Genomic DNA, 20,113 nt, shown 5'->3' with positions numbered 1-20,113 from the left:
GGCGAGGATGACCGCCACGCTGCGACTGACCTTGGCGATTGCCGCTGGACTTTCACTTGCCGCCTGCGGCGACCGCGACGAAATTCTGCCGGGTGAGCGGCTGGACCCCCTGGCCGTCCTCTCGCCCGAGGGTCCGGCGATCGAGGGGGCGCCCGGCGTCTCCGGCACGGCGCTGTCGCTGGCGGCCCCGGTCACCAACGGCGAATGGACGCATCGAGGTGGCAATGCCGCCCATGCGCCCGGCCATGTGCAGCTGGGTGCGGGCACGACCCGCATCTGGTCGGCCCCCATCGGGCAGGGCGACAACCGCCGCCACCGCATCACCGCCGATCCGGTCGTGGCGGCTGGCCGCGTCTTCACGCTGGACAGCCGAGCCCGCGTGACGGCCACCGCGCTGAACGGCGGGCGGGCGTGGTCCACCGATGTGACCCCGGTCATGGAAAACCCTGACAGCGCCTCGGGCGGCGGTCTGGCCTATGAAGGCGGGCGCATCTTCGTGACCACCGGCTTCGGCGAGCTGGTCGCGCTGGATGCGGTGACGGGCGCGGTGCAATGGCGCCAGCGCGTCGATGCCCCGATCAGCGGCGGCCCCGCCGTGCAGGACGGCATGGTCTATGTCGCCGCGCGCAATTCCGTGGGCTGGGCGGTGCGTGCCAGCGACGGCAAGGTGATGTGGCAGACCTCGGGGACGCCCTCGGGGTCGGGGGTGATGGGCGTCTCGGTGCCTGCGGTGCAGGGCGATACGGTCGTCTTCCCCTTCTCATCGGGTCAGATGCTGGCGGTGGACCGTCAGACCGGCCTGACCGATTGGGCCACCCAGATCGCGGGCACGCGCATCGGTCGCGCCATCGCCGTCATCCGTGACGTCACCGGCGATCCGGTGATCTCGGGCGGTCGCGTCTATGCGGGGACCTCCTCGGGGCGGATCGAGGCTGCGGACATGACCACGGGCCAGCAGGTCTGGTCGGCCCGCGAAGGCGCCAACAGCCCTGTCGTCGTGGCGGGCGGTTCGGTCTTTGCCGTGAATGACGAAGCGCAGCTGGTACGCCTGGATGCGGCCACGGGTGGCGTCATCTGGCGCCAGCCCTTGCCCTATTTCACCACAGACCGCGTCAAGAAGCAGGATGGCATCCACGCGCATTACGGTCCGGTGCTTGCAGGTGGGCGGTTGTATGTCGCCTCCAGTGATGGCATGTTGCGTGCCTTCGATCCCGCCTCCGGCGCGTTGGTCGGTCAGGGAGAGATCCCCGGAGGCGCCGCCTCTGCCCCTGTCGTCGCCGGTCAAACCCTCTACGTCGTTGCGCGCAACGGCCAGTTGCATGCGTTGAAATGACATTCACACTCGCCATCGTCGGCAGGCCCAATGTGGGCAAATCCACTCTGTTCAACCGTCTTGTCGGCAAGAAGCTAGCGCTGGTTGACGACCAGCCGGGCGTGACCCGCGACCTGCGCGAAGGCGCGGGCCGCTTGGGCGACCTGCGCTTCGTCGTCATCGACAGCGCCGGCCTTGAAATGGCCGAGGACGACAGCCTGGAAGGGCGCATGCGTCGCCTGACCGAACGCGCCGTGGACGAGGCTGACATCTGCCTCTTCGTGGTCGATGCCCGCATCGGCGTCACCGCCGCGGACGAATACTTCGCCGAAATCCTGCGCCGCCGCGCCAAGCACGTCATCGTCGCCGCCAACAAGTCCGAGGGCAAGGCGGGCGAGGCGGGCGCGATGGAGGCCTATGCCCTTGGCCTTGGCGAACCGCTGCGCATCTCGGCCGAACATGGCGAAGGGATGGATGACCTCTATGGCGTCCTGATGCCCTTGGCCGATCAGATCGAGGCCGCCCGTCCCGCCCCCATCGAAGCCACCGTCGACATCGAGCTGTCCGAGGAGGACGCCGAGACCGGCGAGGGCGAGGAGGAATGGCGTCCCTCGGAAAGCCGTCCCCTGCAGCTGGCCGTCATCGGGCGCCCGAACGCGGGCAAATCGACGCTGATCAACAAGATCATCGGCGAGGATCGCCTGCTGACCGGCCCCGAGGCCGGCATCACCCGCGATTCGATCAGCGTCACCACGGAATTCATGGGCACGCCCATGCGGATCTTCGACACCGCCGGCATGCGCAAGCGGGCCAAGGTGACCGACAAGGTCGAAAAACTGTCGGTGGCCGACGGCCTCCGTGCCGTCCGCTTTGCCGAAGTTGTCGTCGTGCTGCTGGACGTCGATATTCCCTTCGAACAGCAGGACTTGCGCATCGCCGATTTCGCGGAAACCGAGGGCCGCGCCGTGGTCGTCGCCGCGAACAAATGGGACCTGGAAGAAGACAAGCCGCAGAAGCTGAACGAGCTGCGCCAGAACTTCGAGAAGCTGCTGCCGCAGTTGAAGGGTGCGCCGCTGGTCACCGTTTCGGCCCGCACCGGCAAGGGGCTGGACCGTCTGCACAATGCCGTCGTCAAGGCGCATGAGGTCTGGAACCGCCGCGTCTCGACCGCCCGCCTGAACCAATGGCTGGGTGCCATGACCGAGAGCCATCCGCCCCCCGCACCGGGTGGTCGCCGCATCCGCCTGCGCTACATGACGCAGGTCAAGACGCGTCCGCCCGCCTTCGTCGTCAAGGCGACGCATACCGACAAGATCCCGACCAGCTATGAGCGGTATCTGATCAACGGGTTGCGCACCGATTTCGATATGCCGGGCACGCCGATCCGGATCTTTTTCCGCGATCAGGGGGGCGACAACCCCTTCAAGGCGAAGGCCGCCAAGGCCAAGACCAGCCAGTCGGGTGCCTTGTCCAAGCACAAGGTGCGGCAAAAGCCCAAAGGCAGCTGATAGGGAAGGGGGCCGCGCGTCCCCTTTTTCATGCGCGGATCAACTGGCGGCGCGGACCAGAACCGTCGCCATGGCCGATATGCCCAAGACTGCCGCCAAGGCCACCACCGGGTCGCTGCCCATGGTGGTAATGGCGAAGGCGCAGAAGGCCCAGATCATCGCGCTGCAATAGCCGATGCTGGGGCCGATCCACATCTGGGCCGCCATGCCGATGGCCGCGCCGGGCAGGATCGCCAGCGCCGACAGTGCCTGCACCGGCAGACCGAAGCGCGCCGAGGCGAACCCTGCCAGCGCCGCCGAGAAAACCGCCGCAGCCCAGCCTGCGAAGAAGCTGATGGCGGGTCGGTTGCGCCCCGCCGATCGCCGCGCGGCAGCCGTGGCCAGGATCGTGGTGGCACCGGTGCCGATCACCACCAGTTCGGGCGTGTGACCGAAATACCAGGGCCAGCTTGCCGCGACCCCCATGGCCGCCGTGATCAGGGGCCAAATCGGGCCATGCACCTGCCTCGCGCCATTGACGTCCGAGGGGTCGATGACCTGTCCGATGCCATCCAGCAGCAGCATTCCCCAGACGACGATCAGCAGACCCCACATCAGGATGTTGACGGGGTCCAGATACATTTGCGGGATGATCAGCGCGACATCGGGATTGATCTGCAGCGGTGGCGGCAACAATGGTCCGGTGGACCGCGGGCTGTCCAGCACCAGCAGGGGCAGCGGCTCGGTCTTGTTTGCAAAGGCGATCCCCGAGATCACGAAGATCACGGTGGCGATCAGTTGGATGATGGGGCCGGGTCGGGTCATGTCGTTCAACGCGCCCCGGCAAGGTGCAGTTGCGACAAAGGTGGCGTGCCGCGCGCTATTGCCGCGCGGCACCTGCCATGTGTTCCAATCAGGCCAGCAGGCCCTCGGCGGTCAGCGTCGTGGCACCGGCCAGGTAGGGATGCAGCGCGGCGGGCAGGACGACCGATCCATCCGCCTGCTGACCGTTTTCCAGAACCGCGATCAGGGTCCGGCCCACGGCCAGCCCCGAGCCGTTCAGCGTGTGCACGAACTCGGTCTTGCCGCCGCCCTCGGGGCGATAGCGCGCGTTCATGCGGCGGCCCTGGTAATCCCCGCAATAGCTGACGCTGGAGATCTCGCGATAGCGGTCCTGACCGGGCAGCCAGACCTCCAGATCGTGGGTGATGCGCGCGCCTGCGCCCATGTCGCCCGTGCAGAGGACCATGGTGCGATAGGGCAGCTCCAGCGCTTCCAGCACGGCTTCGGCGCAGCGGGTCATGCGGTCGTGTTCGGCAAGGCCGTTCTCGGCGTCGGTGATCGAGACCATCTCGACCTTCTCGAACTGGTGCTGGCGCAGCATGCCGGTGGTGTCGCGACCCGCGCTGCCCGCCTCGGAACGGAAGCACTGGCTATGGGCGACCATGCGGCGGGGCAGGGCGGATTGGTCCATCAGATCGCCGTTGACGGTATTGGTCAGCGTCACCTCCGAGGTCGGAATCAGCCAGTATCCCTCGCGGGTCTTGTAGCTGTCCTCGCCGAATTTCGGCAGCTGGCCGGTGCCCAGCATCATGTCTTCCAGGACCAGAACAGGCGTCCAGGTTTCTTCCAGCCCATGCTTGGTGACATGCAGGTCCAGCATGAATTGCGCCAAGGCGCGATGCAGGCGGGCGACCGCGCCCTTCAGAACCACGAAGCGGCTGCCCGAGAGTTTCGCGCCGGTCTTGAAGTCCATGCCGGGGACGACGCCCGTGATCTCGAAATGCTCGACCGGCTTGAAGTCCAGCGCGGAGGGCGTGCCCCAACGGCGCAGCTCGACGTTGTCATCCTCGTCACGGCCCAGGGGCACGCTGTCCAGGGGCAGGTTCGGAATGCCCAGCAACAGGTCGCGCAGCTGTCCGTCCAGATCGTCGGCCTCGGCCTGCATCCGGGCGATGTCGGCCTTCTTTTCGGCCACCAATCCGCGCAGGCGCTGGAATTCATCCTCATCCCCGCGGGCCTTGGCGGCCCCGACTTCCTTGCTGGCCTTGTTCTGTTCGGCCTGCGCGGTCTCGGCGGCGTTGATCCGGGCGCGGCGTTCACTGTCCAGCGACAGGATCTGCGCGGTCAGCCCTTCGAGGCCGCGCTTGTTCAGCGCCGCTTCGAAGGCTTCGGGGTTTTCTCGGATCGCACGGATATCATGCATGTCGGCCACCTTCGCGGAATTTGAATGTGGCCTGATTAGCCCAAGCGGCGCGCCGACAAAAGCCTGCCTTTAAGAAGGCGCGACGATGGCCCTAATCGGCGCAGAACAACCGATACATCAGCGACACCACCTCGGCGGCGCGAGGGTCGGCCACGCTGTAGAGCCGCGCCTTGCCGTCGCGTCGCGACTGGACCAGCCCTTCGGACCGCAGCCGCGCCAGCTGCTGGCTGACGGCGGCCTGTCGCTGATCCAGCAGCCTTTCCAGCTGCGAGACGGTCTTTTCCCCGCCGGACAGATGGCAGAGGATCATCATCCGGCCTTCATGGGCCAAGGCCTTCATCAGGGCGCTGGCCTCGGCCGCGCGGGCGCGCATGTCGCGTGCCACCTGTGCGGGATCGCGATCGTCCTGCGCGGGCAGGTCGGCTTGGGGGGCCATCTCAGCGACGGCGGTATCATGTGCGGTGATCGTGGCTGCGGGCTGGGTCATGCGCCCCAACGCGGCACGTCGACGCCGGCCCCTGCCATCATCCGTTCCAGGACCGGATAGAAATCCTGCGCCCCGACATAGCCTTCGATGCGGCCAAGCTCGGACCCGCGGTCCAGCAGGATGAAGCTGGGCGTCACGCGCGGACGTCCGGCCAGCGCCAGGCCGTCCGGATAGGGACCGTTCAGGTCAACCTCGAACAGCGGCGCCCTGCGTCCGGCGCCCGAACGGGCAAATCCGGGGGCGATCTGGCTGCGCCATTCCCGACAGAACTCGCAGTCGCTTTCGGATACCATCATCAGGCGCAGCGATCCGGACTTCCAGTCCGGAGCGGTCTGGCGTGCCCGTGCGATGCCGGGCATCAGCACAGCCGTCATCATCGCCAGGGTCATTCGCCGGGTTAATACGGACATTGCCGGTTCCTTTTCTTGGCATTCCGGAAAGGTATGACGTGGACCTCTTTATAGCAAGACTTCCATACCACGGGCGGTTCCGCGTCGCTTCTGGCAAGGGGGGATTGCCGCCCGCGGGCGGCTGGTCCAGATTGCCACGGGCTTGTGACATGCCGACCGGGGGACCGATGGACGACCTTTTGCAGCCATTGATCGACGGCGATCGCCGCGCGCTGTCGCGGGCCATCACCCTGGTCGAGTCGACCCGCGAAGATCACCGCCGGGCGGCACAGGACCTGATCGCGCGGCTGCCCGACCGGCAGGCGCTGCGGATCGGGCTGTCGGGCACCCCCGGCGTCGGCAAATCGACCTTCATCGAGGCTTTTGGGACCAATCTGACCCGTCAGGACCTGCGCGTGGCCGTGCTGGCGGTGGATCCGTCCTCGGCCCGGTCGGGGGGCTCGATCCTGGGCGACAAGACGCGGATGGAGACGCTGGCCCGCAACCCGCGCGCCTTCATCCGGCCCTCGCCCTCGAACACGCAGCTTGGCGGGGTTGCGCGGCGCACGCGCGAGGCCGTCCGTCTGTGCGAGGCTGCGGGACACGACATCATCGTGATCGAGACCGTCGGCGTCGGCCAATCAGAAACCCTGGTCGCGGATATGTCCGACCTGTTCATCTTGCTGCTGGCGCCCGCCGGAGGGGACGAACTGCAGGGCGTCAAGCGCGGCATCATGGAGATGGCCGACATGGTGCTGGTCAATAAGGCCGACGGCGATTTGCTGTCGCCCGCCCGTCGGACGGTCGCCGATTACGCGGGCGCCTTGCGGCTGCTGCGCAAGCGCCCGCAGGACCCCGAGGGTTTTCCCAAGGCGATGCCGGTTTCCGCCACGACCGGGCTGGGCCTGTCCGAGGCTTGGGACCAGATGCGGCACCTGGTCGATTGGCGCCGTCAGCACGGCCACCACGACCGCATCCGCGCCGAACAGGCCTGCCACTGGTTCCGGGCCGAGTTGCAGGCCGGTTTGCTGGCGCAACTGGACCGCCCACAGGTCAAGGCGCGGGTTGCCGATCTGGGCCAGCAGGTGGCACAGGGTCAACTGCCGCCCGCCTTGGCGGCCCAGCAGGTCTTGGACTGGCTGGGCGGATCGTCGCAATAGCTGCCCGATTTCGCGCCCCGCCGTTCGGGCGAATCGGGTAGTCTGGCTGGCGAAAGGAAACCCCATGCGCGATCTGCCTGACCACGACCGACTTTATACTGCGCTTCTGGCGCGTGATCCGGCCTTCGAAGGCGTGGCGCTGGTGGGTGTCGCCTCGACCGGGATCTTCTGTCGGCTGACCTGTCCGGCGCGCAAGCCGCTGGCACGGAACTGCCGCTGGTTCGCCAGCGCGGCCGAGGCACAGCGGGCCGGTTTCCGCCCCTGCCTGCGGTGCAAGCCGCAGGGGGCGCAGGCCGACGCCCATCCGGTGATCGGCCAGCTGATGAGCGCGCTGGCGCAGCGCCCCGGCCACCGCTGGTCCGAGGCGTGCCTGACGGAAATGGGGCTGGACCCCTCGACCGTGCGGCGGCTGTTCCGCCAGCATTTCGGAGAAAGCTTTCTGCAGATGGCCCGCGCCGAACGGCTGCGCCAAGGCATCGGCAGATTGCACCAGGGAGGACGCATGATCGACGCGCAGCTTGATTCGGGATTTGATTCGGCCTCGGGGTTTCGCCGGGCCTTTGCGCAGCTTTTCGGCCATGCGCCGCATCGGATGACGGCGGATGCCGACCTGCGTGCCGATTGGCTGGACACGCCGCTTGGCGGGATGATCGCCATCGCCGACACGCAGGCGCTGCATCTGCTGGAGTTCGTGGACCGCAAGGCGCTGCCCGCCGGGCTGCGCCGCCTGTCGGCCATGGCGGGCGGGCGCATCGGATTGGGGCGGACCGAGATCACCGCGCAGACCGAGGCCGCGCTTGGTGATTTCTTTGCGGGTCGTTCGGGGCTGTTGCAGGTGCCGGTGAAGCTGGCGGGAACCCCGTTCCAGCAGCGCGTATGGCAGGAGCTGCAGCGAATCCCAGCAGGCCAGACCCGCAGCTATGCCCAGCTGGCCCAAGCGATCGGGCAGCCCAGCGCCGTTCGGGCCGTCGCGGGGGCGAACGGGGCGAACCGTCTGGCGCTGGTCGTGCCCTGTCACCGCGTCATCGGTGCTGACGGCACGCTGACGGGCTATGCAGGCGGTCTGTGGCGCAAGGAAAAACTGATCGCGCTAGAGGCCGGATACCGCAATTTGGCGGGGATTTCGCAGGACACGGCCCGATAAGGGTTGACGCACCCCCTGTCTGGCTGTAACCACCCGCAAACGGAATTCCGGGCGCTGCCTCGCGGCGCCCTTTCATATTGGGACGGACCCCTTGCCGGGAACGCCCGCGTAGTTGAGACAAAGGAACACACCATGTCGCGCGTCTGCGAACTGACCGGCAAAGGCCCGATGACCGGTAACAATGTCAGCCATGCCAAGAACCGCACCCGTCGCCGGTTCTTGCCGAACCTGAACGACGTCACCCTGACGTCGGAAGTGCTGGGCCGCGGCTATTCGCTGCGCATCTCGGCTGCTGCCCTGCGTTCGGTCGACCACCGCGGTGGTCTGGATGCCTTCCTGGCGAAAGCCAAGGACACCGAGCTGTCGGACCGCGCGCTGAAGATCAAGCGCGAGATCGCCAAGCTGGACGGCGCCGCCGTTCTTTCGGCCTGATCCGGATCTGCGGGGCCTTCGTGGCCCTGTGACTGCACGGCCCCGCCAATGTGCGGGGCTTTTGCATGTCCGGACGGTGGTGATTCCAGGTGAACTCGGCTCGGCCATCGTCTAGGATGCCGGTCATGTCACTGTCGTCGCGCCTTTCCTCGCTGTTGCTGATCCTGGTCGTCGTGTTGACCGGGGTCGGTCTTGGCGCGGCGCGTGGGACGGTCCGGCAGGGCGATCAGATCGTCCTTTGCACCGGTCATGGCGTCGTCGTGACGCAAAGGCCGGACGGGCAGGGCTCGGCCCATCTGTGTCCCGATATGGCACTGTCGCTGATGGCGGCACTTGGTGCTATGCCGCCTGCGGTGCCCGAAGCCGTCGCGCGGGCGGAACGCTTCGACCCTGTGCCACCGCAAGGCCCCCTTGGGACGACCGGTCAAACCACGCGGGTCAGGGACCCGCCAGAAGCGCTGGCCTGAACCCCCAGCCTTTTTGACCCTTTCCCAAGGATGATCCTGATGAAAACCCTGATTCTGGCCGCCGTTGCGGTCACCATGCCCATTGCCGCCCTTGCCCATGACGGCATGCATGTCGAAGACGCCTATGCCCGCAGCGCCAACCCCATGACGGGGGCGATCTTCATGACGCTGGAAAACCACCGCGACGTTGCTTGCACCCTGCAGTCCGCCGAATCGGACGTGGCCGAGCGGGTCGAACTGCACAGCCATACCGAAGAGGACGGCGTCATGAAGATGGGCCGGATCGAGGGCGGCATCCAGATTCCCGCTCATCAGACCCATGCCATGAAACGCGGTGGCGATCATGTCATGCTGCTGGGCCTGACGCGTAAGCTGGCCGATGGCGACAGCATCGACCTGACTCTGGATTTCGGCGATTGCGGCCGCGAGGACGTGACCGCCACCGTGGACAACGCCCGTGCCGATGAAGGCCACGACATGGGGCATATGGAGGGTGGCGGCGAACACGCCGGGCACTGACCCTCAGGCGGTCTGCGCGACAAGTTGCGCGGCCGCCGGGCCCAGATGCTGGACGATCCGCTGCACGCCAAGCGCCGATGGGTGGATGCCGTCATCCTGCAAAAGCGGCCCGCGCTGGTCCGATGGCAGCGCGGCGATCGGCGCATAGAGGTCCTGCAGCAGCAGCGTCCCGTGGCGGTTGGCCAGCCGCGCCCAGATCTGCGTCCATTCCCGCCGCCAGTCCGCGTCCCCCGCCGGGGCGTGGATGCCGACCAGCAGGACGGGGCGATCGCCCTCGCGCGCGGTGGTCAGGATGGCATCGAGGTTCTGTTCGGACTTCAGCGGGTCGAACTTGCGCAGCATGTCGTTGCCGCCCAGCTCGACGATGACGGCATCGGGGGCGTTGCGCCGGATCGACAGCCCGATCCGCACCCGCCCCCCATAGGTCGTATCACCCGAGATCCCGGCGTTGATCAGCTGCGCGGGCCGACCCGCCTGATGCAGGAATTGCGACAGCTGCGGCACAAGCCCCTGTTCCTGCGGCAGGCCGTATCCGGCCGTCAGGCTGTCGCCAAGGCACAGCAGGCGCGGCAGGTCTTGCGCGCGCGCCGGTCCGACGGCGGCCAAGGCGGCCATCGCGGCCAGCAGGTCACGTCTGTTCAGGGTCATCCGGCTTTCCTCAACCTCAGGGCATTGCCGACGACGAAGACCGAGGACAGCGCCATCGCCCCAGCCCCCAGCATCGGCGACATCTGCGGACCACCAAAGGGCACCAGCACGCCCATTGCAACCGGCACCAGCGCGATGTTGTAGGCAAAGGCCCAGAAGAGGTTCTGCCGGATGTTGCGCATCACCGCGCGTGACAGCCGGATCGCCCGGACCACGCCGCCCGGATCGCCCGACATCAGCACGGCATCGGCGGTCTGGATTGCGATGTCGGTTCCGGTGCCGATGGCGATGCCTGTGCGGGCGGCCGCAAGGGCAGGGGCATCGTTGATGCCATCGCCGACGAAGACGCTGTCATCGCCCATGTCGCGGATATGGGTCAGCTTGTCCTCGGGAGTCAGGCCGCCTTGTGCCCGGTCGATGCCCAGGGTGCGGGCCATGGCGCGGACCGTGGCGGGCGTGTCACCCGACAGCATATGGGTGGTCAGCCCCATGTCGTGCAGATCGGCGATGGTCTTGGCCGATTGCGGGCGGGCGGCATCCATGACGGCAAAGCTGGCGAAATGGGTGCCGTCGATCGCCAGATGCACCGGCGTCGCCCCTTGATCGGCGGCCTTGGTGGCACGGGACAGCAGGTCCGGGTTGACGGCGACGCCCGCCGTTTCCAGCGCCGTCTGATTGCCGATCAGCAGGTCCCGATCCTGCACCCGCGCGCGCAGCCCTTGACCGGTGATGGCCTCGATGTTTTCGGCGGTGGGCAGATCCTGTCCCTTGGTCGCGGCCATGAAGGCGGCAGCCAGCGGATGTTCGGAGCGCGCCTCGGCGGCGGCGGCCAGGCGCAGGGCCTCATCCCGGGACATGCCGTCGGTCCAGGTTCCGGTCAGGGTCGGGTGCCCTTGGGTCAGGGTGCCGGTCTTGTCGAAGCCGACGCTGCGCGCCGTCGCCAGCTTTTGCAGCGCGTCGCCTTGGCGGAACAGCACGCCCAACTGCGCCCCTCGGCCCGTCCCCACCATGATCGAGACCGGCACCGCCAGCCCCATGGCGCAGGGGCAGGCGATGATCAGCACCGCCACCGCCGCCACGACCGCCTGCGCAAGGCCCGGACCGAAGACCAGCCACAAGACCAGCGTCAGCAGCGACAGCGCGATGATGCAGGGCACGAAGACGCGCGTCACCTTGTCGACCAGCGCCTGCACGGGCAGGCGGGCGTTCTGGGCCTGCTCGACCAAGGACACGATGCGCGACAGGACGGTGTCGCTGCCGGTGGCGGTCACGCGGATGGTCAGGGCGGCGCTGCCGTTCATCGTACCACCCGTCACCGGATCGCCCGCGGATTTCGCGACGGGGGCCGGTTCACCCGTCAGCATGGATTCGTCGATGCGTCCTGCACCCTCGGTGATGATGCCGTCCAAAGGCACGCGCTGGCCGGGTGACAGCAGCAGCAGATCGCCGGTCTGCACCTGGTCTGTGGGCAGGATCACCCGCTTGCCGTCGCGCAGCAGGGTGGCCCTGTCGGGCGTCAGATCCATCAGCTGGCGGATGGCGGCACCGGCGCGACCCTTGGCGCGGGCCTCAAGCCAGCGGCCCATCAGGATCAGGGTGACGATGACGGCGGCGGCCTCGAAATAGACATGGCGCGAGGCGGCGGGCACCAGTGCCGGCACCAGTGTCACGACCGAGGAATAGAGGAATGCCGCCCCCGACCCCAAGGCGACAAGACTGTTCATCTCGGGCGCGCCGCGGGACAGGGCCTTCAGACCGGTCGTGAAGAAGCGCCGCCCCGGAACGGCCAGCACCGCCAGCGCCAGCAGCATCTGCCCCACCCACAGCGCACGCATGGGCACCAGACCGTGCAGCCATGCATGGAAGGACGGGACCAGATGACCGCCCATCTCGATCACGAACAGCGGCAGGGTCAGCACCAGCGCGATCAGGAAGTCGCGGCGCAGGGATGCGGCCTCATCGGGGGTGTCGGGCTTGGCGCCATCGGCCAGCACCGTCGCGGGATATCCCAGATCGGTCACGATCCGCGCAACCGCCTGCGGGCCAAGGTTCGGGGCATGCGTCACCTGCGTTTGTTTCGTCGCCAGGTTGACCTGCGCGGATGCCACCTGCGGCAGCTGCTCCAACCCGCGCTGCACGCGTCCCAGACATGACGCGCAGCTCATGCCCTCAATGGACAGGCGGGTGGTGGTCAGCTGCGCGGGATAGCCCGCATCGGACAGCGCCGTCGTGATCCGCTCCAGCGGGGTGCCCTCGACCTGCATCCGGGCGCGGCGGGTGGCGGAATTGACCGCCAGATCGCTGATGCCGGGCAGGGCCGACAGCGCGCGCTCGATACGGCCCGCGCAGGCGGCGCAATTCATGCCCGGCACGGGCAGGTCCAGTTCTGCGGTCATTGCGGGTGTCGCTTTCGGTTGGTTCATCCGGTCGGGGGTTGCGCTGATGGCCTGCCCCCACCACTTCCATGTGTGAAGTTTGCGCCGCACGATCAAGGCATCGCGGGCCGATGACACGGTCATGAGTTGCGGCAACAGGCGTTTTGCCTGTATCCAGATCGAAACCGATCCAGATCAGAACCACCGGACGAGGAATACCGCCATGAACCGCCGTCAGATGATTTCGCTGGCCCTGCCGCTGATCGCCGCGCCGTCGCTGGTGATGGCCCAGGCCGCGCCCAAAGCACCCGCCGCGACCGCCACCGACCCCTATATCCCGACCGAGGTCGCGATCCGCGACGACTTCGAGGTCGGCAGCATCGTCGTCGTCAGCAAGGACTTCTTCCTGTATCACGTCATCGCGCCGGGCCGCGCGATCCGCTACGGCGTGGCCGTGGGTAAGGATGAACTGGTCTGGAAGGGCAAGGCCACCATCGGTCGCAAGGTCGAATGGCCCAGCTGGCGCCCGACGCAGGACATGATCGAACGCAATCCCGCCGCCTACAAGAAATACGAGGACGGCATGCCGGGCGGTCCCAAGAACCCCTTGGGGGCACGCGCGCTTTATCTCTACAATGCGAATGGTCAGGATACGGCGATCCGCATCCACGGCACGACCCAGCCCGGATCCATCGGCTCGGCCGTCTCGAACGGCTGCCTGCGGATGCGCAACGAGGCGGTGATCAGCCTGTTCAACCAGGTGCCGGTCGGCACGCCCGTCTACGTCTTCTGAACTTGACGCTGGAATTGAACAGGGTGGCGGGCCCCTTGATCGACGGGTTCGACGACATCATCGACGTCCGCGCCCCGGCTGAATTCGCCGAGGACCACCTGCCCGGCGCGATCAACCTGCCGGTGCTGGACGACGAGGAACGCGAAAGGGTCGGCACCATCTACAAACAGGTGTCGCCCTTCGATGCACGCAAGATCGGCGCCGCCCTTGTGGCGGCCAATGCAGCGCGCCATATCGCGGGCGCTTTGGCCGACAAGCCGGGCGGTTGGCGGCCCCTGGTCTATTGCTGGCGGGGCGGTCAACGCTCGGGCAGCTTTGCCACCATCCTGGGCCAGATCGGCTGGCGCGTCAGCCGGGTCGAAGGGGGCTACAAGTCGTGGCGCCGCCTTGTGGTCGACCGAGTGCAGAACGGGCCGATCCCCTCGCGCGTGATCGTGCTGGACGGCAATACCGGCAGCGCCAAGACCGAGATCCTGAACCGCCTTGCCGCCCGCGGCCATCAGGTGATCGACCTGGAAGGCTTGGCCAACCACCGCGGCAGCCTGTTCGGCGCCATGCCCGGCGGCCAGCCCAGCCAGAAGATGTTCGAGGGTCGTCTGGCCATCGCGCTGGAATCGCTGGACCCCGCACGCCCGGTCCTGGTCGAGGCCGAAAGCAGCCGCATCGGCACCATCACCGTTCCCAAGGCCATGTGGCAGGCCATCTGTGCTGCCCCACGGCTGCAGATGCATGTGCCGGTTCAGGCCCGCGCCGCCTTTACCGCCCGTAGCTATGACGACATGGTCGAGGACCCAGATCGCGTCGCCCATATCCTGAACCTGATGACGCCCCTGCACCCGGCAGAACGGATCGAGGGTTGGCGTGCGCTGCTGCGCGACCGGCAATGGCAGGCCCTGTCCGAGGGGTTGCTGCGCGACCATTACGACCCCCGCTATGACAAGCACCGCGCCCGCCATGACGACGGGACGGGGCAGGCGGTCCATCTGACCGAACTGACCGATCTGGAGGCCGCGACGGGGGCGGTCGAAGACGCTTTGATGCAGATGCAGCCCTGAGGCGCGCCGCCGGGTCCCGCCCGGCGGCAGCCTGTCAGGTTTCGGCGTGGCGCAGGAAATGCCGCAGCAGCTTTTCCAGCTTGGCCGCGCCAAGCGGCGCCATTGCCTTGGTGTGGTCGTGGCTGATCGCTTCGTCCGACAGTCCCGCGCCCATGTTCGTGATGACCGAGATGGCCGCGCAGCGCAGGCCTAGGAAGCGTCCCAGGATGATTTCGGGGACGGTGGACATGCCGACGGCATCCGCGCCCAGGACCTGTGCGGCCCTGATCTCGGCCGGGGTTTCGAAGCTGGGCCCCGAGAACCAGCAGTAAACGCCCTGAGGCAGATCGACCCCTTCGGCCTTGGCGGCATCCGACAGCGCCTGACGCATTGCGACGTCATGGGCATCCGTCAGTGGCACGAAACGCGCATCGGTCTTTTCCCCGATCAGCGGGTTCGTTCCGGCAAAGGCGATGTGATCGTTCAGCATCATCAGCCCGCCGGGCTGGATGTCGGGGCGCAGCGATCCGGCCGCATTGGTCAGGACCAGCTTGTCGCAGCCCAGATCACGCAGCACCTCCAGCGGCAGGCGCATGGCATCGGCACGGCCCGATTCGTAGTAATGCGACCGCCCCCCGAAGACTGCGACGCGACGCCCCTCAAGCTGGCCGATGACCAGCTTGGGCACATGCCCCGAGACGCCCGCATGGGGAAAGCCCGGCAGGTCGTCATAGGGGATGGCCACGCCATCGACCATGTCGGACAGGTGCCCAAGGCCCGACCCCAGGATCAGGCCGTATTCGGGGGCATCTGCTCCGGCACGGTCGCGGATCAGTTGCGCCAGCTCAGCGCTCTTTGACATAGGGCTCTCCTCCGGCGCGGGGGGGGATGGCGCGGCCGACGAAGCCCGCCAGGATGATCACGGTCAGGATGTAGGGCAGGGCGTTCATGAACATCGAGGGGATCGTGATGAAACCTAGATCGAGGTTCGGATAGAGGTTGGCGATCGCCTCGAGAAGACCGAAGAGGAAGGTCGCGAAGAGCGCCTGCCACGGACGCCACTTGGCGAAGATCAGCGCCGCAAGGGCGATGAAGCCGCGACCGGCGGTCATTTCCTTGACGAAACCGGCTGACAGGCCCGTCGCCAGATAGGCCCCGGCGATCCCGCAGAGGATGCCGCAGATGGCGACGGCAGCATAGCGCAGCCGCGTGACGGATACGCCCGCCGTATCGACCGAAGCGGGGTTTTCCCCAACGGCCCGCAGGCGCAGCCCGAAGCGGGTGCGGAACAGCACCCACCAGGTCACCGGCACCATCAGCAGCGCCACATAGACCAGGATGGTGTTCCCCGAGATCAGCCCGGAATAGATCGGCCCGATCACGGGCACGTCCCGCAGCGTTTCCGCAAACGGCAGATTGATGGGCTGGAAGCGGCCCGCCCCGGTCAGCGCAGGCGTGCGCCCGCCCAGACCGAAGGCGTTCTGTCCCACCAGCACCGTCAGGCCCGAGGCCAGGAAGTTGATCGCCACGCCCGCGATCAGCTGGTTTCCCCGGAAGGTGATCGAGGCCAGCCCGTGGACCAGCGACAGGGCCAGCGACCCGCCGATGCCCGCCAGCAGGCCCAACCATGCACTGTCGGTCAGATAGGCGACCGATGCGGCAGTGAAGGCCGCCATCAGCATCTTGCCCTCAAGCCCGATGTCGAAGACCCCGGCGCGTTCGGAGTAAAGCCCGGCCAGACAGGCCAGCAGCAGTGGCGTCATCAGGCGAAGCGCGCTGCCGATGCCCTGCTCGGCGGCGCTGCCGTCGACGAAGGCCCAGATCAGGCAGATGCCCAGAACGATCAGCGCGATCAGCGAATCCTTGATCTTCATTTCGCGCCCCCTTTCGTGCGTCGCATCGACAGGAACAGCCGTTCCAGCGGCATGCGGACCATGTTGTCCAATGCACCCGTGAAAAGAATGACCAGCGCCTGGATGACGACGATCAATTCGCGCGGGATGCTGGTCCAGAGCGCCAGCTCGCCCCCGCCCTGATAGAGGAAACCGAACAGCAGCGCTGCCAGCAGGATGCCGAAGGGGTGGTTGCGGCCCATCAGGGCGACGGCGATGCCGATGAAGCCCGCCCCCTCGACCGCGTTCAGGACCAGACGTTCGGATTCGCCCATGACGTTGTTGATCGCCATCAGCCCCGCCAGCCCGCCCGAGATCAGCATGGCGATGACGGTGATCTTGACCGGGCTGATGCCGGCATAGACGGCGCCCGGTTCGGATTTGCCCAGCACGCGGATCTCATATCCCAGCTTGGTGCGCCAGATCAGCAGCCAGACCAGCGCGCAGGCGGCGATGGCCACCAGGAAGGTGATGTTGACCGGAGTGTTCTTGCCCCAGGTCATCCCCAGTCCCGCGGCCAGATCGGTCAGGGCGGGGATATGCGTCGCCTCGGGGAAGCGGGCGGATGCCGGGTCCATGCTGCCCACGGGGCGCAGCTTGTTGACCAGCACATAGTTCAGCGCTGCGGCGGCGATGAAGTTGAACATGATCGTGGTGATCACGATATGGCTGCCGCGCTTGGCCTGCAGATAGGCAGGAATGAAGGCCCATGCCGCACCGAAGGCCGCCGCCCCGATCATCGCGACCGGCAAAGCGATGGCCCAATGCGGCAAGGGCAGGTACAAAAGCACCAGCGCCACGCCAAGGCCGCCCATGGCCGCCTGACCCTCGCCGCCGATGTTGAACAGGCTGGCGTGATAGGCGACCATCACGGCCAGCCCGGTGAAGATGAAGTTCGTCGCGTAATAAAGCGTGAAGCCCCAGCCATAGCTGGACCCCAAGGCACCCTCGACCATGGTCTTCATGGCCATCACCGGGCTTTCCCCGATGGCCAGGATCACCAGCGCCGATATCGCCATTGCAAGCACCAGCGAGATCAGCGGCGTCAGGATCACATCGGCCCATTTCGGCATCTTGTCCATCAGACGGGCTCCTGCGGCAGCGTGTCGACATGGGCGGATCCGGGGGGGATGCCCGCGTCGTCGGGGGTGTGTTCGGTATCGGTGACGCCCGCCATCAACAGGCCCAATTCGCCCGTGGTGGTATTTTCGGGCAGGCGTTCGCCCATGATGCGGCCGTCGAACATGACGGCGATGCGGTCCGACAGGGCCAGGATCTCGTCCAGCTCGACGCTGACCAGCAGGATCGCCTTGCCCGCATCGCGCAGGGCCACGATCTGCTTGTGGATGAATTCGATCGCGCCGATGTCGACGCCGCGCGTCGGCTGGCCGATCAGCAGCAGGTCGGGGTTGCGCTCGATCTCGCGGGCCACGACGATCTTCTGCTGGTTCCCGCCCGAGAAGTTGCGCGCCGCCAGGTTGGGGTTGCGCGGACGGACGTCGAAGCGTTCCATCTTGGCTTCCGCATCGGCCTTGATGGCGGCATTGTCCATCAACATGCCCTTGGTGAATTCCGGCGCGTCCTGCCAACCGAAGGCGACGTTTTCCCAAGCCGCGAAATCCATGATCAACCCTTCGACCTGACGATCCTCGGGGATGTGGCCGATGCCCGCGCGTCGGCGCTGCGCGGCATCGCAGCCGCGACCGCCGATGGGCAGGGGCTGGCCGTTCATGCGGATCTCTCCGCCAAGCTTGCTGCCCTTGGGGGGATAGCCGCCAAGGATCTCCAGCAACATGGTCTGGCCGTTGCCGCTGACACCGGCGATGCCCAGGATCTCGCCCGCGCGGATGTCCAGATCGATGCCGCGCAGGCGCTGCACGCCCTCGTCGTCGGTCATCGTCAGGTTGCGGACCTCGAGGACGGGCGCGGCAGGGGCGGCGGGCGTCTTTTCGACGTTCAGCAACACCTTGCGGCCGACCATCAGCTCGGCCAGATGTTCGGGGCTGGTCTCGGAGGTCTTGACCGAGGCGACCATTTCCCCGCGCCGCATGACGCTGACGTTGTCGGTGATGTCCATGATCTCGCGCAATTTATGCGTGATCAGGATGATGGTCTTGCCCTCGTCGCGCAGCCCTTCAAGGATGCGGAACAGGTGGTCGGCCTCGGCGGGGGTCAGCACGCCCGTGGGTTCGTCCAGGATCAGGATGTCGGCCTGCCGATAAAGCGCCTTCAGGATCTCGACCCGCTGCTGGTGACCGACCGAGAGGTTCTCGATCACCTCGTCGGGGTCGACGTTCAGCTGGTATTCGGCGGCCAGCTTCTTCAGCACGCCGCGCGCCTTGGACAGCGAGGGGCGCAGCAGCGCGCCATCCTCGACGCCCAAAATGATGTTTTCCAGCACCGTGAAATTCTGCACCAGCTTGAAATGCTGGAAGACCATGCCGATGCCCGCGCGGATCGCGGTCTGGCTGTCGGCAATGGTGATCGGCTGGCCGTTGACCAGCACCTGACCGCTGTCAGGTTTGTAAAAGCCGTAGAGGATCGACATCAGCGTGGATTTGCCCGCGCCGTTTTCGCCGATGATGCCGTGGATGCTGCCCTTGGGGACGGACAGGTTGATGTTGCGGTTCGCCTGAACCGGCCCGAATGCCTTCGAGATGCCCCGCAGCTCGATTGCAGCGGGGGCGGTCGTGGCCGACCGCCCCCCCATCATGTCGTTTTCGACGGTCATTACGATGCCGGGCAGCTGTTGTCGGACATGTAGTCGTGGACGGCGATCTCGCCCGAGCCGATGCCGGCCTTGGCTTCCTCGACGGCGGCCTGCATTTCGGCATCGACCAATTCGCGGTTGGAATCGTCGATGGCGACATCGACGCCGCCCGCGGCCAAGTCCATGACCTTGACGCCGGGGACCAGATCCTCGCCCGCGGTGAAGGCGTCATAGACGGCGTTGTCCACGCGCTTGACCATCGAGGTCAGCACCTGGCCCGGGTGCAGGTGGTTCTGGTTGCTGTCCACGCCGATTGACAGGATGCCTTCGTCGGCCGCGGCCTGCAGCACGCCGATGCCGGTGCCGCCGGCAGCCGCATAGATCACGTCCGCGCCCTGCGATTTCTGCGCGCGGGCAAGTTCACCGCCCTTGACCGGGTCGTTCCAGGCGGCAGGCGTGGTGCCGGTATAGTTGATGACGACCTTGCCTTCGGGCTGGGTGGCCTTGAAGCCTTGGGCAAAGCCGCATTCGAACTTGTGGATCAGTGGGATGTCCATGCCGCCGATGAAGCCCACGGTGCCGGTTTCCGACTTCATGCCCGCCATGACGCCGGCCAGATAGCTGCCCTGCTCCTCGGCAAAGACGACCGACTGGACGTTCGGGGCATCGACGACCATGTCGATGATGGCGAATTTCGTGTCCGGGTAGTCGCCCGCGATCTGCGTCAGCACGTCGCCGAAGGCAAAGCCGGTCATGACGATGGGGTTCGCGCCGACCTCGGCCAGACGGCGCAGGGCCTGTTCGCGCTGCGCCTCGGACTGCATCTCCAGCTCGCGATAGGTGCCGCCGGTCTCCTCGACCCAACGCTGTGCGCCTTGGAAGGCGGCCTCGTTGAAGGACTTGTCGAACTTGCCGCCCAGATCGAAGATCAGGGCCGGTTCGGCAAACACCACGCCCGCCGTCAATGCCGTCAGGGCCGAGCCCGCCAGAAGCGATTTGATCAGAGACATTCGTAACCTCATCCTGTTTTTGCGGGCGATTCAGACAGCCCTGCTGAT

General features: G+C 66.8%; 20 protein-coding genes. 9 read left to right on the top strand and 11 right to left on the bottom strand.

Annotated elements, in window-relative coordinates; translation table 11 throughout:
* The first annotated feature begins 7 nt into the window (after positions 1-7).
* Positions 8-1,333, top strand: coding sequence for an outer membrane protein assembly factor BamB family protein (locus DDE75_RS07720; RefSeq protein WP_108501814.1), 1,326 nt, complete (start codon positions 8-10; stop codon positions 1,331-1,333).
* Positions 1,330-2,820: a ribosome biogenesis GTPase Der gene (gene der / locus DDE75_RS07715; protein WP_108501813.1), complete on the top strand. Its 1,491-nt coding sequence runs from the start codon at positions 1,330-1,332 to the stop codon at positions 2,818-2,820. The genes DDE75_RS07720 and der overlap by 4 nt, the downstream gene beginning before the upstream one ends.
* Positions 2,821-2,859: 39 nt before the next feature.
* Here the strand turns inward: der and DDE75_RS07710 are convergent, their stop codons facing one another.
* The 4 genes from DDE75_RS07710 to DDE75_RS07695 all read right to left on the bottom strand — a co-directional run bounded on the left by DDE75_RS07710 (position 2,860) and on the right by DDE75_RS07695 (position 5,902).
* A complete protein-coding gene (locus tag DDE75_RS07710) occupies positions 2,860-3,624 on the bottom strand; it encodes a hypothetical protein (RefSeq protein WP_108501812.1) in 765 nt (254 codons plus the stop codon).
* 88 nt (positions 3,625-3,712) lie between these two features.
* Positions 3,713-5,005 (bottom strand): serine--tRNA ligase, encoded by a 1,293-nt coding sequence (gene serS / locus DDE75_RS07705; protein ID WP_108501811.1) that lies wholly within the window; start codon positions 5,003-5,005, stop codon positions 3,713-3,715.
* Between the two features lie 91 nt (positions 5,006-5,096).
* Positions 5,097-5,492: an ArsR/SmtB family transcription factor gene (locus DDE75_RS07700; protein WP_418304176.1), complete on the bottom strand. Its 396-nt coding sequence runs from the start codon at positions 5,490-5,492 to the stop codon at positions 5,097-5,099.
* Positions 5,489-5,902 (bottom strand): thioredoxin domain-containing protein, encoded by a 414-nt coding sequence (locus tag DDE75_RS07695; protein ID WP_245894656.1) that lies wholly within the window; start codon positions 5,900-5,902, stop codon positions 5,489-5,491. The genes DDE75_RS07700 and DDE75_RS07695 overlap by 4 nt, the downstream gene beginning before the upstream one ends.
* 167 nt (positions 5,903-6,069) lie before the next feature.
* On the opposite strand from DDE75_RS07695, the gene meaB reads away from it, so the two are divergent.
* The 5 genes from meaB (at position 6,070) to DDE75_RS07670 (ending at position 9,603) form a co-directional block, all read left to right on the top strand.
* On the top strand, positions 6,070-7,041 hold the full coding sequence (gene meaB, locus DDE75_RS07690; RefSeq protein ID WP_108501810.1) for a methylmalonyl Co-A mutase-associated GTPase MeaB: 972 nt from the start codon (positions 6,070-6,072) through the stop codon (positions 7,039-7,041).
* Positions 7,042-7,105: 64 nt separating this feature from the next.
* Entirely contained in the window at positions 7,106-8,185 is a 1,080-nt protein-coding gene (locus DDE75_RS07685; RefSeq protein WP_108501809.1) for a bifunctional transcriptional activator/DNA repair enzyme AdaA, read from the top strand.
* A 132-nt stretch (positions 8,186-8,317) separates the two neighbouring features.
* On the top strand, positions 8,318-8,617 hold the full coding sequence (gene rpmB / locus DDE75_RS07680) for a 50S ribosomal protein L28 (RefSeq protein ID WP_072295908.1): 300 nt from the start codon (positions 8,318-8,320) through the stop codon (positions 8,615-8,617).
* Between the two features lie 125 nt (positions 8,618-8,742).
* A complete protein-coding gene (locus tag DDE75_RS07675; protein WP_162798947.1) occupies positions 8,743-9,084 on the top strand; it encodes a hypothetical protein in 342 nt (113 codons plus the stop codon).
* A gap of 39 nt (positions 9,085-9,123) precedes the next feature.
* A complete protein-coding gene (locus DDE75_RS07670) occupies positions 9,124-9,603 on the top strand; it encodes a copper chaperone PCu(A)C (RefSeq protein ID WP_162798946.1) in 480 nt (159 codons plus the stop codon).
* A 3-nt stretch (positions 9,604-9,606) separates the two neighbouring features.
* On the opposite strand, the gene DDE75_RS07665 is transcribed toward DDE75_RS07670, so the two are convergent.
* Both DDE75_RS07665 and DDE75_RS07660 read right to left on the bottom strand, forming a co-directional pair.
* Positions 9,607-10,251, bottom strand: a complete 645-nt coding sequence (locus tag DDE75_RS07665) for an arylesterase (RefSeq protein ID WP_108501806.1) — start codon at positions 10,249-10,251, stop codon at positions 9,607-9,609.
* Entirely contained in the window at positions 10,248-12,647 is a 2,400-nt protein-coding gene (locus DDE75_RS07660; protein ID WP_108502064.1) for a heavy metal translocating P-type ATPase, read from the bottom strand. Before DDE75_RS07660 ends, DDE75_RS07665 begins: the two co-directional genes overlap by 4 nt.
* Before the next feature lie 202 nt (positions 12,648-12,849).
* Here DDE75_RS07660 and DDE75_RS07655 point away from each other — a divergent pair, with 202 nt between their 5' ends.
* Positions 12,850-13,419, top strand: coding sequence for a L,D-transpeptidase (locus DDE75_RS07655; RefSeq protein ID WP_108502063.1), 570 nt, complete (start codon positions 12,850-12,852; stop codon positions 13,417-13,419).
* Positions 13,420-13,454: 35 nt separating this feature from the next.
* Positions 13,455-14,474, top strand: coding sequence for a tRNA 2-selenouridine(34) synthase MnmH (gene mnmH, locus DDE75_RS07650; RefSeq protein WP_245894655.1), 1,020 nt, complete (start codon positions 13,455-13,457; stop codon positions 14,472-14,474).
* A 34-nt stretch (positions 14,475-14,508) separates the two neighbouring features.
* Here mnmH and DDE75_RS07645 read toward each other — a convergent pair whose 3' ends face one another.
* From DDE75_RS07645 to DDE75_RS07625, 5 genes are read right to left on the bottom strand one after another with little or no spacing between them, the layout of a single operon-like run.
* A complete protein-coding gene (locus DDE75_RS07645) occupies positions 14,509-15,315 on the bottom strand; it encodes a purine-nucleoside phosphorylase (RefSeq protein ID WP_108501804.1) in 807 nt (268 codons plus the stop codon).
* Positions 15,299-16,327 (bottom strand): ABC transporter permease, encoded by a 1,029-nt coding sequence (locus DDE75_RS07640; protein WP_108501803.1) that lies wholly within the window; start codon positions 16,325-16,327, stop codon positions 15,299-15,301. Before DDE75_RS07640 ends, DDE75_RS07645 begins: the two co-directional genes overlap by 17 nt.
* A complete protein-coding gene (locus tag DDE75_RS07635) occupies positions 16,324-17,427 on the bottom strand; it encodes an ABC transporter permease (RefSeq protein WP_108501802.1) in 1,104 nt (367 codons plus the stop codon). The genes DDE75_RS07640 and DDE75_RS07635 overlap by 4 nt, the downstream gene beginning before the upstream one ends.
* A complete protein-coding gene (locus DDE75_RS07630) occupies positions 17,427-19,076 on the bottom strand; it encodes an ABC transporter ATP-binding protein (RefSeq protein ID WP_108501801.1) in 1,650 nt (549 codons plus the stop codon). Before DDE75_RS07630 ends, DDE75_RS07635 begins: the two co-directional genes overlap by 1 nt.
* The gene (locus tag DDE75_RS07625) at positions 19,076-20,065 is read right to left on the bottom strand and encodes a BMP family lipoprotein (protein ID WP_108501800.1); all 990 of its coding nucleotides are present in this window, start codon (positions 20,063-20,065) and stop codon (positions 19,076-19,078) included. The genes DDE75_RS07630 and DDE75_RS07625 overlap by 1 nt, the downstream gene beginning before the upstream one ends.
* Between the last annotated feature and the right edge of the window lie 48 nt (positions 20,066-20,113).

This window comes from Paracoccus indicus (genome assembly GCF_003056335.1).
Lineage (GTDB): Bacteria > Pseudomonadota > Alphaproteobacteria > Rhodobacterales > Rhodobacteraceae > Paracoccus > Paracoccus indicus.
The sequence above is the reverse complement of the archived record's forward strand: the minus strand, read 5'-3'. Positions and strand labels throughout refer to the sequence as shown.

Bases quoted from the DNA above. Each gene is read 5' to 3' on its own strand.
- DDE75_RS07720 (WP_108501814.1), top strand. From the start codon at position 8: ATGACCGCCACGCTGCGACTGACCTTGGCGATTGCCGCTGGACTTTCA.
- der (WP_108501813.1), top strand. From the start codon at position 1,330: ATGACATTCACACTCGCCATCGTCGGCAGGCCCAATGTGGGCAAATCC.
- DDE75_RS07710 (WP_108501812.1), bottom strand. From the start codon at position 3,624: ATGACCCGACCCGGCCCCATCATCCAACTGATCGCCACCGTGATCTTC.
- serS (WP_108501811.1), bottom strand. From the start codon at position 5,005: ATGCATGATATCCGTGCGATCCGAGAAAACCCCGAAGCCTTCGAAGCG.
- DDE75_RS07700 (WP_418304176.1), bottom strand. From the start codon at position 5,492: ATGACCCAGCCCGCAGCCACGATCACCGCACATGATACCGCCGTCGCT.
- DDE75_RS07695 (WP_245894656.1), bottom strand. From the start codon at position 5,902: ATGTCCGTATTAACCCGGCGAATGACCCTGGCGATGATGACGGCTGTG.
- meaB (WP_108501810.1), top strand. From the start codon at position 6,070: ATGGACGACCTTTTGCAGCCATTGATCGACGGCGATCGCCGCGCGCTG.
- DDE75_RS07685 (WP_108501809.1), top strand. From the start codon at position 7,106: ATGCGCGATCTGCCTGACCACGACCGACTTTATACTGCGCTTCTGGCG.
- rpmB (WP_072295908.1), top strand. From the start codon at position 8,318: ATGTCGCGCGTCTGCGAACTGACCGGCAAAGGCCCGATGACCGGTAAC.
- DDE75_RS07675 (WP_162798947.1), top strand. From the start codon at position 8,743: ATGTCACTGTCGTCGCGCCTTTCCTCGCTGTTGCTGATCCTGGTCGTC.
- DDE75_RS07670 (WP_162798946.1), top strand. From the start codon at position 9,124: ATGAAAACCCTGATTCTGGCCGCCGTTGCGGTCACCATGCCCATTGCC.
- DDE75_RS07665 (WP_108501806.1), bottom strand. From the start codon at position 10,251: ATGACCCTGAACAGACGTGACCTGCTGGCCGCGATGGCCGCCTTGGCC.
- DDE75_RS07660 (WP_108502064.1), bottom strand. From the start codon at position 12,647: ATGACCGCAGAACTGGACCTGCCCGTGCCGGGCATGAATTGCGCCGCC.
- DDE75_RS07655 (WP_108502063.1), top strand. From the start codon at position 12,850: ATGAACCGCCGTCAGATGATTTCGCTGGCCCTGCCGCTGATCGCCGCG.
- DDE75_RS07645 (WP_108501804.1), bottom strand. From the start codon at position 15,315: ATGTCAAAGAGCGCTGAGCTGGCGCAACTGATCCGCGACCGTGCCGGA.
- DDE75_RS07640 (WP_108501803.1), bottom strand. From the start codon at position 16,327: ATGAAGATCAAGGATTCGCTGATCGCGCTGATCGTTCTGGGCATCTGC.
- DDE75_RS07635 (WP_108501802.1), bottom strand. From the start codon at position 17,427: ATGGACAAGATGCCGAAATGGGCCGATGTGATCCTGACGCCGCTGATC.
- DDE75_RS07630 (WP_108501801.1), bottom strand. From the start codon at position 19,076: ATGACCGTCGAAAACGACATGATGGGGGGGCGGTCGGCCACGACCGCC.
- DDE75_RS07625 (WP_108501800.1), bottom strand. From the start codon at position 20,065: ATGTCTCTGATCAAATCGCTTCTGGCGGGCTCGGCCCTGACGGCATTG.